Source organism: Methylobacter sp., from assembly GCF_023227905.1.
Taxonomy (GTDB): domain Bacteria; phylum Pseudomonadota; class Gammaproteobacteria; order Methylococcales; family Methylomonadaceae; genus Methylobacter_A.
Map to the genome: position 1 here is coordinate 1 of NZ_JALOCF010000081.1, position 13,199 is coordinate 13,199.

A 13,199-nucleotide genomic window follows, 5' to 3' on the forward strand; every position below is an offset into this window, starting at 1 on the left:
TCCCATCCCGAACGCGGAAGTGAAACCGTTTAGCGCCGATGATAGTGTGGCACGTTGCCATGTGAAAGTAGGGAATCGCCAAGCGCTTTATCCAAAAACCCAGGACTCAAACCCCTGGGTTTTTTTTTGCCCAGGAAATCGCAGGGATTCCGAGGCATGGCAAGGCGCATCCAGCCAGAGTCAATAGCTTAATCAGCGTGTGTTTTTAGGGCTTTCTTGTTTTAGTCGTGGATGCATCCGGCCGAATGGCAAGCCAGTCCGTTGTGATTTGGACATATAGGGAGCAAGGCAATGCCAAAATAGCACAATTGGATTGTTAATCTGATGCATAACATGCAGAAATATCGTGAATAACCTTTAGCGTTCCCTTGAAAGTTAAAAAAGCGGGCGCATTATTATTCTTAAAATAACATTTTATTTTTTGATAGAGATTATTTATTTTTGACCAGTTCGCGTAGAATCAAACTATAAAAATTTCACTAATATTTCCGGGAAATACCATGAAAAAAATTCTTTTTTTAACTGCTTTGCTGTGTACAGCAACAGTTTTTGCTGATGATGCTAAAAATGAATGGCAGAGCACAACTCTTTCCGATGTCACCATTAAGAAAATTCAGGATGCCGAATATCAATATAAAAAATGTGTTGCTGGTGAGATGCAAAAGCCCGCTTACCAGGAGCTGGAGAGCCGCCGCGCGACGGATGCGATCATGAAGCAGTGTGAGTCGGTCCTCTCCCAGATACGCGAAGTTTATCTGGCTGAAAAAGTGCCGGCTACGATTGCCGACCGCCACCTAAAACAGATGCGCATGCAAACCACCCGTAATGCGCTGCAAGGTATGATGTTTGATGAAGCATCCCGCAAGTCCGGCCAACAATAACAACTAAAAGAGCCTCACGAATGAATAACTATGCAATCGATTTATCATTGAAGCCCACAACATTCGATTTGTGGCATGTTTACTTAGCAGGTGCTGTTGCTGTGCTGGCGTTGATTCTTATCACGGTATTGCTGTCCATGGTGATCAGTCAGATGCGGTACAAGAAAAGGTCGGCTATTACACAAACTGCGACAGCGCCTGAGCCGGCAGTAAAAATTGTTGAGAAAATTGTTGAAGTGGAAAAAGTTGTTCAAGCGCCCGCACCGGAACCTGTTGTATTAAAAGAGGCAACCCCGGATGCCGCTTTGCAATTACTGGGTCTGCTGCAAAAAGAAGCGCGTTTTATCGACTTTATCAAAGAAGATATCGCTGCTTTCAGCGATTCTGATATTGGCGTTGCCGCCCGTGTCGTGCATGAAGGATGCAATAAGGCAATTAATGAACATTTTACTTTAGCGGCCGTCCGCAATGAGCAGGAAGGCAGTAAAATCATACTGCCGGAAAGTTTTGATGCAGCTACTGTGCGCTTAACTGGCAATATCGTGGGTAATGCCCCTTTTACCGGTACGCTGGTTCACAAAGGTTGGCAAGTTACTGATATCAAACTGCCTAAGCTGACTTTAGGACATAATACGGCTATTGTTGCGCCGGCAGAGGTTGAGTTATGAGTGGTTTGCCCGATCAGGCACAACCGGAAATGGTAAATGAAACAGCTGAATCTGAAAATAACCTGTATGAAAGTGCTGCCGTTGAGCCGCCGCAAACCTCAGTTTCTGGGAAACGGTTTTCCGTTGGCATCGATTTAGGGACGACCCATTGTGTTTTGTCTTATGCCGATCTCGAAAATATCGATGATGAAGAATTCTCCCCGCAAGTTTTAGCTATACCGCAGTTGACGTCTCCCGGTTCAGTTGAGGAAAAGCATCAGTTGCCGTCATTTTTATATCTGGCCCACGAAGCTGAACTTGCAGAAGATTCAACTTCGTTACCCTGGGCCGCAAAACCGGATTATCTGGTCGGAGAAATCGCCCGTAATCTGGGCAGCAAAACCCCGATTCGTCTGGTTTCCAGCGCAAAAAGCTGGTTGTGTCATACGGGTGTGGATTGCAAAGAGTCTATTTTACCAGCGGAAGCGCCTGAGGAAATTGATCGGGTTTCTCCATTCGAGGCAACTACCGCTTATCTGCAGCACCTGTGTGATGCCTGGCAAAACCTGAATCCCAATGCGCCGCTGGAGCAGCAGGATGTCGTTATTACCGTGCCGGCTTCATTTGATCCTGCGGCACGGGAGTTGACTGTTGAAGCTGCACGCGCTGTGGGCCTTGATCAGGCAATTTTACTCGAAGAGCCGCAGGCGGCATTATATAGCTGGATAGAAAAAAGCCATGGCGACTGGCGCAAACATGCCGAGGTGGGAGACATTATTCTGGTGATAGATATCGGCGGTGGCACGACCGATTTGTCATTGATAGCGGTTACCCAACAAGAGGGTAATCTCGAACTGACTCGAGTGGCGGTGGGCGATCATATTCTGCTGGGTGGCGACAATATGGATTTGGCGTTGGCTTATACTGTCAAAGCCAAGCTTGAAAAAGACGGCAAACGCCTGGAACCTTGGCAGATTCAAGCCTTGACCCATAGCTGCCGGGATGCCAAGGAGAAAATCTTCAATAACGCCGAGATTGATAATATTCCGTTGGTGGTTGCAAGTAGGGGATCATCTTTAATCGGGGGTACACTGCGTACCGAATTAACCCGTGAGGAAGTTAATCGGGTATTGGTTGAAGGTTTCATGCCTAAAGTAGCAGTCAGCGATAAGCCGATAAGCCGTCCCCGTACCGGTTTAAGAACCGCCGGATTGCCTTACGCCCAGGATGCAGCGATTACCCGCCATCTGGCAGCTTTTTTGTCCAAACAACAAGGGGCTACGGACGAGCTTAAAGATATAAATTTACCGGAACATGCGACTTTCTTGCATCCGACTGCTGTGCTGTTTAACGGTGGCGTGTTAAAAGCGGGAACCTTGGCTGAGCGCTTAATGGAGGTGTTAAACTCATGGTTGAGCGCCGAGCAAGCGCCCGAAGCCAGATTATTGACTGGTGCCGATCTGGATTTGGCGGTCGCCCGTGGTGCCGCTTACTATGGTTATGTACGCAAAGGCAAAGGTGTGCGTATCAAGGGCGGCACAGCAGCTTCTTATTATGTCGGTATTGAAAGCGCTATGCCCGCAGTGCCCGGTATGGCGCCGGAAATCCAGGCCTTGTGTATTGCCCCGTTTGGCATGGAAGAAGGTACGCAACAGGAACTGCCGGATGATGAGTTCGGCTTGGTGGTCGGCGAACCGGTGCGGTTTCGCTTTTTTGCCTCTAATATCCGGCGTGAGGACAAAGTCGGAACCCGTCTGGATTATTGGACTGATGAGGAGCTAGACGAGCTGGATGAGATTGAAGTCACTTTGCCGGAAGAAGGCCGTAGACCCGGTGAAGTCATTCCTGTGCATCTGTGTGCAGCGGTAACTGAAGTGGGTACGCTGGAACTGCAAGCCGTCTCTCAAAAAGACAACGGCCGCTGGAAGATTGAGTTTGATGTCAGGGCAGGAGAGTAGCCCCGTCCATACGGATCAATTTAAAACATATCACCACGAAGGCACGAAGTTTTTACCTTGTTTTTCCTCATGCTCTTCGTGCCTTCGTGGTGCAATATAAAATCGGCATCTTAATCAAGCATAAAAAATGAATCAAAAAAAACGCTTAATCATAGCCATGACCGGTGCGACTGGTGCGGTTTATGGAGTAAGGATGCTGCAAGTTTTACAGGCGCAGCAACAATGGGAAACACACTTGGTTATCTCATCCGCCGGTGTAGTAAATTTAAAGCATGAAATGAACATGAAGCGGGCGGAATTGGCTGCACTGGCCGATGTGACTCATGGCATCGATGATATTGCCGCCAGTATTTCCAGCGGAGGCTTTAAAACAGAAGGCATGATTATCGCGCCGTGTTCGATGAAAACCTTGTCAGCAGTTGCTCATGGTTTTGGCGATAACCTGATTTCGCGGTCAGCGGACGTGGTGCTAAAAGAACGTCGGCGTCTGGTGATCATGCCTCGCGAGACGCCATTAAATCTGGTGCATATTCGCAATATGGCCAGTGTAACGGAAATGGGCGGTATTATCTTCCCGCCGATGCCGGCTTTTTACAGCAAATCGGATTCGCTGGCAGCCATGGTCGATGAAACCGTTGGTCGGGTTTTGGATATGTTTGGAGTAGATGTTACGGGGTTATATAAACCTTGGGAAGGACTGTAGAAATTAGCCCTTCCCAATTGGTTTAAGACAGCAATCGCGAATTTTTGCTGTTACGGAAAATCAGTGGTTTTTCATTGTCAGCTAAAGCGCTCGCTTTGGCTGAGTCTATCGCTTCCTGGATAACATGATGATTAGGCGACTTGCTGCACACGGGGTCGGCAGCGTACATGTCGCCGCTTAACAAATAAGCTTGGCAACGGCAGCCGCCGAAATCCTTTTCTTTTTCATCGCAGCTGCTGCACGGCTCCTTCATCCATTCAAAACCACGAAAAAAGTTGAAAGCTTTTGATTCGTTCCAGATTTGTTCAATACTGTAGTCTTTCACGTTGGGGCAATCCAACCCCGGCAGTTCACGGGCCGAATGGCACGGCAAAGCAGCGCCGTCCGGTGCGATGGTCAAGAATGTCGTTCCCCAGCCATTCATGCAGGCTTTGGGCCGGTCTTCATAAAAATCCGGCACCACATAATAGATTTTCATCTTTCCGGCGACTTTTTCTTTAAATGCCTGGGCGATTTGTTCGGCCTGCTCAAACTGTTCTTTGGTAGGCAATAATAAATCACGGTTGGCATGTGCCCAGCCATAATATTGGGTGTTCGCCAGTTCCAGGTAATCTGCGCCCAGTTCCTCCGCCATTTCCAGGATTTGCGGCATCTGGTGGATGTTTTCTCGGTGTATGACCACGCACAGCACCATCGGGTAACCGTGCTTTTTAACCAGATGGGCGACTTCTTTTTTGTGCTGGAACGATTCGGTGCCGGCCAAGTGGTCGTTCAGCTCTTGAGTGCTGGCTTGAATACTGACTTGAATATGATCAAGCCCAGACTCTTTAAGTTGGACGATTTTTTCTTCGGTCAGCCCATAGCCTGAGGTAATCAGGTTGGAATAATAGCCAAGGCCTCTGGCGTGTTTAACCAACTCGGGCAGGTCATTGCGGGTTAACGGTTCGCCACCGGAAAAACCCAGTTGCACTGCGCCCATTTTGCGGGCTTGCGTGAGTACGCGCTTCCAGTCCTCAGTGTCCAGTTCGGATTGATGTTTTGCATAATCGATTGGGTTAGCGCAATAGGGACACTGTAGTGGACAGGCGTAAGTCAGCTCCGCCAATAACCAGCGTGGCGGAGTGATGTTAATTTTGTTGGATCCAGCCATTTTTTAAAGCGACCTCCAGGAAAGCGGTAATGTCATCAGCGAGACCGGCCGTTGCAAATTTCTGTTCCAGATCGCTGACGATTTCGCCGAGCGTGCGCGTGCCGTCGCACAATTTCAGGATTTCGGCGGAGCTTTGGTTAAGTTCTACCATGCCTTCAGGATAAAGAATAACGTTTTTCTGTTGGGCCTCTTCCCACTGTAGGCGATGCATAGGGGAGAATTTGATGGTTTTATCAGGATTAATGCTCATTTTGGTGTGATGTTATATTGTAGGCCGGGTTGCAAAAGAGTCCCAGTATTTGAAGCAGTTAGGCTAGGATAGGTAGAGCTCAATCCCAGCCAGCTTCTGACTATTTTTCAATATTAAAATAAGGCGGCATTTCGTGAATATAAGCCATATACATCGCATCCGCCATAGTCCAAAGCACATCCAGCTTGAATTTCAAGATTTGAACCATGCGATCTTGTTGCTCGCGGGTTTTATACCAGTCCAGCGTGATGGACAGACCGTGTTCAACATCGCGTCGTGCTTCGGTCAGGCGCTTGCGGAAATAGATATAACCTTCTTGCTCGACCCAAGGGTAGTGCTCCGGCCAGTTGTCCAAACGTTGCTGGTGAATTTTAGGCGCGAACAGTTCGGTTAACGACGAACTTGCCGCTTCGTGCCATTCCGCTCTGCGGGCAAAATTAACATAGGCATCGACAGCAAAGCGCACGCCAGGCAGCACGTATTTCAGTGAGGTGATATCCTCCCGCGACAAACCGACTGCCATGCCTAGCTGTATCCAAGCCTCAATGCCGCCAGGATCGCCAGGGTGTCCGTCGTGGTCCATAATGCGCTGTATCCATTTCGCGCGGGTTTCCCGATCAGGGCAATTGGCCAGGATGTTGGCATCCTTAATCGGAATGCAAACCTGATAATAGAAGCGGTTGGCAACCCAGCCCTGCAATTGTGCCTTGGTGAGTTTACCTTCGTTCATCAACACATGGTAAGGATGATGAATATGGTAATGGCTTTCCATGCCGCGCAGTTGGGCTTCAAATTGTTCTTTGGTCCAGGCTTGATTATCGCTGCTCATGTTTGCATCCTTTATAAGTCGATTTCCAAACCGTCGTAGGAAACTTCAATGCCGGCGGCATCCAGTATTTTACGCTGTTCGGAATCTTCGTCTAAGATCGGGTTGGTGTTGTTGATATGGATCAATATCTTGCGGGCTTTCGCAACTCCGTTCAAGACTTCTATCATGCCGCCTTCGCCGGATTGAGGCAAGTGGCCGATTTCGCGGGCTTTTTTGTGGCTGATATTCTGCGTGCACATTTCGTCATCAGTCCAAAAGGTACCGTCTACCATTATACAATCGACGGCTTGCATCGCAGCCATGACATGCGGTTCTATCTCGCCCAGGCCTGGAGAATAAAACACTTTTTTGCCGGTAGAAATTTGTTCGATGATAACACCGATATTGTCGCCGTCATGTGGATCATGCCGGTGCGGTGAATAAGGCGGTGCCTTACTTTTTAAGGCTTGAGTGTAAAAGCGTAAATCATCTATGCCGGGAATAGTGAAACTGCTGCCGTCGAAAGGAATCGGATGATGATTGACGGTACAGTAATCTGCCAGCATGTTGAATAATGGAAAGCCGGTAGTTAAATCCTGCTTGACCATTTCCGTGCAGTACACATCCAGCGGTTTGCCTTCCCGTAGCATCAGCATGCCGGTGGTGTGATCAATCTGGCTATCGATCAGCATGATTGCCTTAATACCGGTGTCGCGAACGCCTTCTTTGGGCTGGATGGCGGGAAAAGCTTCCAGTTGTGCGCGAATGTCGGGGGAGGTATTAAACAGCAGCCAGTTTTTGTTGTCGGTGCTTACCGCAATGGATGACTGGGTGCGGGCTTTGCCGTTCATTTCCTTGTGGCGCAAACGGTGACAATTATGACAGTTGCAGTTCCATTGAGGAAAACCGCCGCCTGCACCTGAACCAAGAACTCTAATCTTCATAGTTTGGGAAATAACCTAAAATAGGGAGTAGGGGCCGAATGATACGGGAATAAGAAGCATCAGGCAAAAAAAAGGGGCTCATCAAGAGCCCCTTTTTTGTCTAAATCGAATTAACGATTGTAGATGTACATTGTTACTTCAAAACCGAAACGCAGGTCTGTGTAGCTTGGTGTTTCCCATTTCATTGTGAACCTCCAGAAGTGTTTAAATTATTATGCTAGCTTGATCAAGTAAGCTCAATTGAAGTATACGATGAACTATTTTTTTTGGCAACTTTTGCCATCGTCCAAAGCCGACAATCCCTGGGTTTTAACCGGTTCTTGTCCAGATTTGCGGCAATGCAGGGATGAAAAACGACGATAACTATCTAAAATTACAAGATATTTATATGAAAACGCTGAAAGATGTTTTTTTGATGGGAAGAGAGTATTATCTAAATTCACCTAAAAATAATAATACACATATATAAAATTATGAGGAGGAATCATGGGTGGAGTTGTTGAGTTGTGGGTAGTTATGTTACTGATTGCTGCTGCTGCGTTCGCGCCGCTAGGCTATTTTATTTACACGTTTACCAAAGCAAACGCCAAGCCATTTGGTGAAATTGAACCGCATGGCGATAGTCCATCGGTAGTGAACGATTTTGCAGAAAAAGCGATTAAATATGTCCAAGGTTTGCTGGGCAAAAAGTAAAAATATGTTAACAGATGAGCTTTCCAGGTGATGCGATTCGCCTGGAAACTTCTTTTTCCGTAATTGCTCCTGCATTCATGTAGGCAGCTAACCTATAAACTGCCGCAAGTCGGGCAGTTAGGGTTTTTCTTCAGTTTCATCGTATTCCATTCCATCGTTAAGCCATCCAATAACAATAACCGTCCGGTTAACGTTTCTCCGATATTCATTATCAGCTTCATTGCTTCGAGTGCCTGAATGCTGCCGACAACGCCGGTAATAGGCGCTATGACGCCGTTTGTAGCGCAAGTTTGTAATTCTTCACCGTCGCTGGTGTACAGACAGTTGTAGCATGGGCTGCCATTTCTGCCGGGCGTAAAAATACTCACCTGGCCTTCAAAACGAATTGCCGCTCCGGAAACCAGAGGCGTTTGCTGTTTGACGCAGGCATTATTGATTGCAAAGCGTGTTGAAAAATTATCGCTACAGTCCAAAACTACATCGGCTTTTGCCACTTCCAATTCAAGTTGTTCGCCTTCCAGCCGTTGTTTGACCGCTCTGGTTTTGACGTCGGGATTTAGTCGATTGAGTGTTTGGCAGGTTGAAATTACTTTATCCGTCCCAATATCGGGGGTGTGATGAGCAATCTGTCTTTGTAAATTGGATAAGTCCACGACGTCATTATCATAAATAACGATATTGCCGACACCGGCCGCAGCAAGATAAATGGCCGCAGGCGAGCCGAGTCCTCCGGCGCCGACAATCAGTACGCGGGCAGCGAGAAGTTTTTGTTGTCCCTCAATATCAATTTGAGGAAGCATAATTTGGCGGCTATAGCGTAGTAATTGGTTGTCATTCATAGGTCATGTTGATGCTGTATTGTGGAACGAGATAATGCCAAAGAACTTGACACACTGCAAAAGCTCATTATCATTAGCACTCATTACTAGCGAGTGCTAATAACAAGTTTACCCTTTAATTTTAATGTTAGGAGATATTGATGAAAATACGTCCGTTACACGACAGAGTGATAGTCAAACGCGTAGAAGAAGAAACTACAACCCCTGGCGGTATCGTATTGCCTGGTTCTGCGGCCGAAAAACCAAGCCAAGGCGTTATTTTGGCGGTAGGTAATGGCAAGCAACTGGACAATGGCACCGTACGCGCTCTGGACGTTAAAGTCGGCGATAAAGTGCTGTTTGGCAAATATGCCGGCAATGAAGTTAAAGTTGATGGCGACGAACTCATCGTTATGCGTGAAGAAGACATCATGGGTGTTTTAGGTTAAGCCTGAACACGTCAATCAAATTTACATATAAAAATATTAAGGAATAAAAATGGCAGCAAAAGACGTATTATTTGGAGATGACGCTCGTGTCCGCATGGCGCGTGGCGTAAATATCTTAGCAAACGCAGTAAAAGTAACGTTAGGTCCTAAAGGCCGTAACGCGATTCTGGACAAAAGCTTCGGCGCACCAACCATCACTAAAGACGGTGTATCGGTTGCTAAAGAAATCGAATTGAAAGACAAATTCGAAAACATGGGTGCACAGATGGTTAAAGAAGTGGCTTCGCACACTTCCGATGTGGCTGGTGACGGTACAACTACCGCGACTGTATTGGCGCAATCTATCGTCAACGAAGGCTTAAAAGCCGTTGCAGCGGGCATGAATCCTATGGATTTAAAACGCGGTATCGACTTGGCTGTGACTAAAGCCGTTGAGGCGATTGTGGCTTCCGCTACGCCTTGCGTCGATAACAAAGCGATTGCCCAAGTAGGCACTATCTCTGCAAACTCTGATGACTCTGTCGGTAAAATCATTGCAGAAGCGATGGAAAAAGTCGGCAAAGAAGGCGTTATCACTGTTGAAGAAGGTTCAGGCCTGGATAACCAACTGGACGTTGTTGAAGGTATGCAGTTTGACCGTGGCTACCTGTCACCATACTTCATCAACAAACAAGAAAATATGAGCGTCGAATTAGACGATCCATTGATTCTGATCTACGACAAGAAAATCTCCAATATCCGCGACATGTTGCCAACATTGGAAGGCGTTGCCAAAGCCGGCCGTCCTTTATTGATTATTGCTGAAGACGTTGAAGGCGAAGCCTTGGCGACTTTGGTTGTTAACACCATTCGTGGCATCGTTAAAGTTGCGGCGGTTAAAGCACCTGGTTTCGGCGATCGTCGTAAAGCCATGCTGGAAGATATCGCGGTATTGACTGGCGGTACTGTTATCTCTGAAGAAGTTGGTTTGAGCCTGGAAAAAGCGGAATTAGCGCAACTGGGTACGGCCAAAAAAGTACAAATCACTAAAGAAAACACCACCATCATTGACGGTGCGGGTTCTGAAGAGCAAATCAAAGGCCGCGTTGCCCAAATTCGCGCACAAGCTGACGAAGCAACTTCCGACTATGACAAAGAAAAACTGCAAGAGCGTCTGGCTAAATTAGCCGGCGGTGTTGCTGTCATTAAAGTAGGCGCTGCAACTGAAATCGAAATGAAAGAAAAGAAAGCCCGCGTTGAAGATGCATTACATTCAACACGTGCAGCGGTTGAAGAAGGCGTTGTTGCAGGCGGCGGTTCTGCTCTGGTTCGCGCTATTTCTGCGCTGGATAAATTGGAAGGCGTTAACCACGACCAAACAGTGGGTATCAACATCCTGCGTCGCGCAATGGAAGAGCCTCTGCGTCAAATCGTTTCCAATGCCGGCGACGAGCCTTCAGTTGTTTTCAATGAAGTGCAAAAAGGCACAGGTAACTTCGGTTACAACGCAGCAACAGGTGAATACGGCGATATGATCGAAATGGGTATTTTGGACCCTGCGAAAGTAACCCGTACTGCACTGCAAAATGCAGCTTCTGTTGCAGGCTTGATGCTGACCACTGAAGTCATGATTGCCGATACGCCTAGCGAAGATAAGGGCGGTCATGGCGGCCATGATATGGGCGGCATGGGCGGAATGGGTGGCATGGGCGGCATGATGTAATTCTGCTGTCTTAAAGCCCCGTCGCTTTAAGTAAAATAAAAGCCCCGGTTGTTTTTGAAACGCCGGGGCTTTTTTTATCGTTTGGCCTGTTAAAGGGCGAAACGCCTCATTCGCGATCATGGGCTGTTCACTGTTTAGCCTATCCTGCGGTAAAAGTTATCGGTATTCATTTTAGGCTGTGCTAAATTAAACAACCGGCATCGTAAACCATTCGGCAAAAACCTGAGCATCCATGCCCAATAAATAATTATTAGAATAAACCGACAGACCCAGCGCATTTGATTCAATTTACAGCTGACTATAGCAACTGACTACGGCCTAATGGACATTACCAAAAGAATTCGTATCGGCGATTTGCTGGTACAAAACCAAATAATCACGCCGGAACAACTGATATCGGCACTGGCCGAACAAAAGAAAACCGGGAGACAGTTGGGTCGTACCCTGATCAATTTAAACTTTATTACTGAAACAGAACTGCTTAATTTTCTGTCGCAGCAATTAAAAATTCCGTTCTTGGATGTTTCCCAATATCCGCGCAAGCCTGAAACCGTCAAACTGTTACCGGAGACAGCAGCCCGACGTTTCCGCGTTTTGCTGCTGGAAAATAATGAATATGATGTGCTGCTGGCCATGGCAGACCCTACCGACTTGATGGGGCTGGATGAATTAAGCCGTATTCTGAAAAAAACCATTCGCCCGGCCGTTGTCAGGGAATCGGATTTGTTAATGGCGATAGATCAGTCCTACCGTCGTACCGATGAAATCAATAATCTGGCCGAGCAATTGCGCAGCGATATGTCGGAAGAGGACAATATCGACCTCAATGCACTGCTGACCTCGACCGAAGCGGCTGATGCGCCCGTGGTAAAGCTGCTGAAATCGGTCTTTGAAGATGCCGTGCAAGTGCGGGTTTCCGACATTCATATAGAGCCGCAAGAAACCAAACTGTATATCCGCTTCCGCATTGATGGCGTACTGCACCAGCAAACCGAAGCCGATTTAAAAATTGCTACAGCGCTGGTATTGCGGCTCAAGCTCATGTCCGGCCTGGACATTTCCGAGAAACGACTGCCGCAGGACGGCCGGTTTCAGATCAAAGTGCGGCAACAGTCGGTCGATGTGCGTATTTCGACCATGCCGACCATCTACGGCGAATCCGTGGTCATGCGTTTATTGATCCAGAAACCCGAAGGATTTTCGCTGGAAAAACTCGGAATGCCGAGCGAGATGCTAACGCGTTTTCGCAAACTATTGCATCGACCGGATGGCATGATACTGGTGACCGGGCCGACCGGTAGCGGTAAAACCACCACCCTTTACGCAGCTCTCAGCGAACTCAACTCCTCCGCCAATAAAATCATTACTGTGGAGGATCCGGTCGAATACCGTTTGCCCGGTATTAACCAGGTGCAGATCAATGAAAAGATCGAGCTCGATTTTGCAAAAGTGTTGCGTTCCGCCCTGCGGCAGGACCCGGACATCGTTCTTGTCGGTGAAATGCGCGACCATGAAACCGCCCAGATCGGCCTGCGCGCCGCAATGACCGGCCATTTAGTGCTGTCAACGCTACACACCAACGATGCCGTCAGTTCGCCAATCCGGCTGATTGACATGGGCGTGCCCCGTTTTATGGTCGCCATGTCCTTGCTGGCCGTTATTGCCCAGCGGCTGGTACGGGTCGTCTGCGAAAGTTGCGTCCAGCCCGCCGTACCGGAACCTTTCGAACAGACATGGCTCAAGCTTGAACTGGGGGATAACTGGGGTCGGCACAGTTTTGTCCGGGGCAGGGGATGCACCCATTGCAACGGAACCGGCTATCAGGGCCGGATAGGCATTTACGAATTGCTGGAAATGAATACTGAGCTGACCGACGCGGCCAATCATCATGACGCTCATGTCTTTATCAAATTAGCGCGCCAGCAGATGGCCGGTCAAACCCTGCGCAGCGGCGCGGTAGCAATGGCTGTTGCCCAACGCACCACCGTCGCAGAAGCGATGCGCATCAGTAATCAGTTTGACGAGTAATTAAATACGGCGAAGGGCGAAGGGCAAAGGGCGAAAAAACTTGCATTTAAGTTTTAGAGGTATTTCAATTTTTAGCCTTTAGCCTTTAGCCTTTAGCCTTTAGCCTTTAGCCTTTAGCCTTTAGCCTTTAGCCTTTAGCCTTTAGCCTTTAGCCTTTAGCCTTTAGCC

Annotated in this window: 15 protein-coding genes; 9 read left to right on the plus strand and 6 right to left on the minus strand. The window is 47.9% G+C overall.

Translation table 11 applies throughout. The features are described 5' to 3' along the window. From M0R47_RS20265 to M0R47_RS20285, 5 genes are all read left to right on the plus strand, one after another. Window positions 1–187, plus strand: a 187-nt coding sequence (locus tag M0R47_RS20265) for a hypothetical protein (protein WP_292558172.1), incomplete at its 5' end; no start/stop codon positions are given. 313 nt (window positions 188–500) lie between these two features. Beyond that, window positions 501–881, plus strand: coding sequence for a hypothetical protein (locus M0R47_RS20270; protein ID WP_292558173.1), 381 nt, complete (start codon window positions 501–503; stop codon window positions 879–881). 20 nt (window positions 882–901) lie between these two features. Further along, complete coding sequence (locus M0R47_RS20275; protein WP_292558174.1) at window positions 902–1,549, plus strand: DUF2760 domain-containing protein; 648 nt, start codon at window positions 902–904, stop codon at window positions 1,547–1,549. Continuing rightward, a complete protein-coding gene (locus M0R47_RS20280; protein ID WP_292558175.1) occupies window positions 1,546–3,486 on the plus strand; it encodes an Hsp70 family protein in 1,941 nt (646 codons plus the stop codon). The genes M0R47_RS20275 and M0R47_RS20280 overlap by 4 nt, the downstream gene beginning before the upstream one ends. Window positions 3,487–3,613: 127 nt before the next feature. Continuing rightward, complete coding sequence (locus M0R47_RS20285; RefSeq protein WP_292558176.1) at window positions 3,614–4,189, plus strand: UbiX family flavin prenyltransferase; 576 nt, start codon at window positions 3,614–3,616, stop codon at window positions 4,187–4,189. Between the two features lie 22 nt (window positions 4,190–4,211). Here M0R47_RS20285 and pqqE read toward each other — a convergent pair whose 3' ends face one another. The 5 genes from pqqE to pqqA form a co-directional block, all read right to left on the minus strand. Continuing rightward, a complete protein-coding gene (pqqE, locus tag M0R47_RS20290; RefSeq protein ID WP_292558177.1) occupies window positions 4,212–5,339 on the minus strand; it encodes a pyrroloquinoline quinone biosynthesis protein PqqE in 1,128 nt (375 codons plus the stop codon). Continuing rightward, a complete protein-coding gene (gene pqqD / locus M0R47_RS20295; protein WP_292558178.1) occupies window positions 5,317–5,589 on the minus strand; it encodes a pyrroloquinoline quinone biosynthesis peptide chaperone PqqD in 273 nt (90 codons plus the stop codon). The genes pqqE and pqqD overlap by 23 nt, the downstream gene beginning before the upstream one ends. Window positions 5,590–5,689: 100 nt before the next feature. Then, window positions 5,690–6,418, minus strand: a complete 729-nt coding sequence (gene pqqC, locus M0R47_RS20300; RefSeq protein WP_292558179.1) for a pyrroloquinoline-quinone synthase PqqC — start codon at window positions 6,416–6,418, stop codon at window positions 5,690–5,692. Window positions 6,419–6,429: 11 nt separating this feature from the next. Further along, window positions 6,430–7,341, minus strand: coding sequence for a pyrroloquinoline quinone biosynthesis protein PqqB (gene pqqB / locus M0R47_RS20305; RefSeq protein ID WP_292558180.1), 912 nt, complete (start codon window positions 7,339–7,341; stop codon window positions 6,430–6,432). 110 nt (window positions 7,342–7,451) lie between these two features. After that, entirely contained in the window at window positions 7,452–7,526 is a 75-nt protein-coding gene (pqqA, locus tag M0R47_RS20310; protein WP_006892363.1) for a pyrroloquinoline quinone precursor peptide PqqA, read from the minus strand. Window positions 7,527–7,827: 301 nt separating this feature from the next. Between pqqA and M0R47_RS20315 the strand changes: the two genes are divergently transcribed. Continuing rightward, window positions 7,828–8,034 (plus strand): hypothetical protein, encoded by a 207-nt coding sequence (locus tag M0R47_RS20315; protein WP_292558181.1) that lies wholly within the window; start codon window positions 7,828–7,830, stop codon window positions 8,032–8,034. A gap of 92 nt (window positions 8,035–8,126) precedes the next feature. Here M0R47_RS20315 and moeB read toward each other — a convergent pair whose 3' ends face one another. Next, window positions 8,127–8,873, minus strand: a complete 747-nt coding sequence (gene moeB / locus M0R47_RS20320) for a molybdopterin-synthase adenylyltransferase MoeB (protein WP_292558182.1) — start codon at window positions 8,871–8,873, stop codon at window positions 8,127–8,129. Window positions 8,874–9,013: 140 nt separating this feature from the next. Here moeB and M0R47_RS20325 point away from each other — a divergent pair, with 140 nt between their 5' ends. From M0R47_RS20325 to M0R47_RS20335, 3 genes are all read left to right on the plus strand, one after another. Further along, window positions 9,014–9,301 carry a co-chaperone GroES gene (locus M0R47_RS20325; protein WP_292558183.1) on the plus strand — a complete coding sequence of 96 codons (288 nt, stop codon included), beginning with the start codon at window positions 9,014–9,016 and terminating at the stop codon, window positions 9,299–9,301. Window positions 9,302–9,350: 49 nt separating this feature from the next. Then, entirely contained in the window at window positions 9,351–11,003 is a 1,653-nt protein-coding gene (gene groL / locus M0R47_RS20330) for a chaperonin GroEL (RefSeq protein ID WP_292558184.1), read from the plus strand. Between the two features lie 321 nt (window positions 11,004–11,324). Beyond that, window positions 11,325–13,031 (plus strand): GspE/PulE family protein, encoded by a 1,707-nt coding sequence (locus M0R47_RS20335; protein ID WP_292558185.1) that lies wholly within the window; start codon window positions 11,325–11,327, stop codon window positions 13,029–13,031. The last annotated feature ends 168 nt before the right edge of the window (window positions 13,032–13,199 follow it).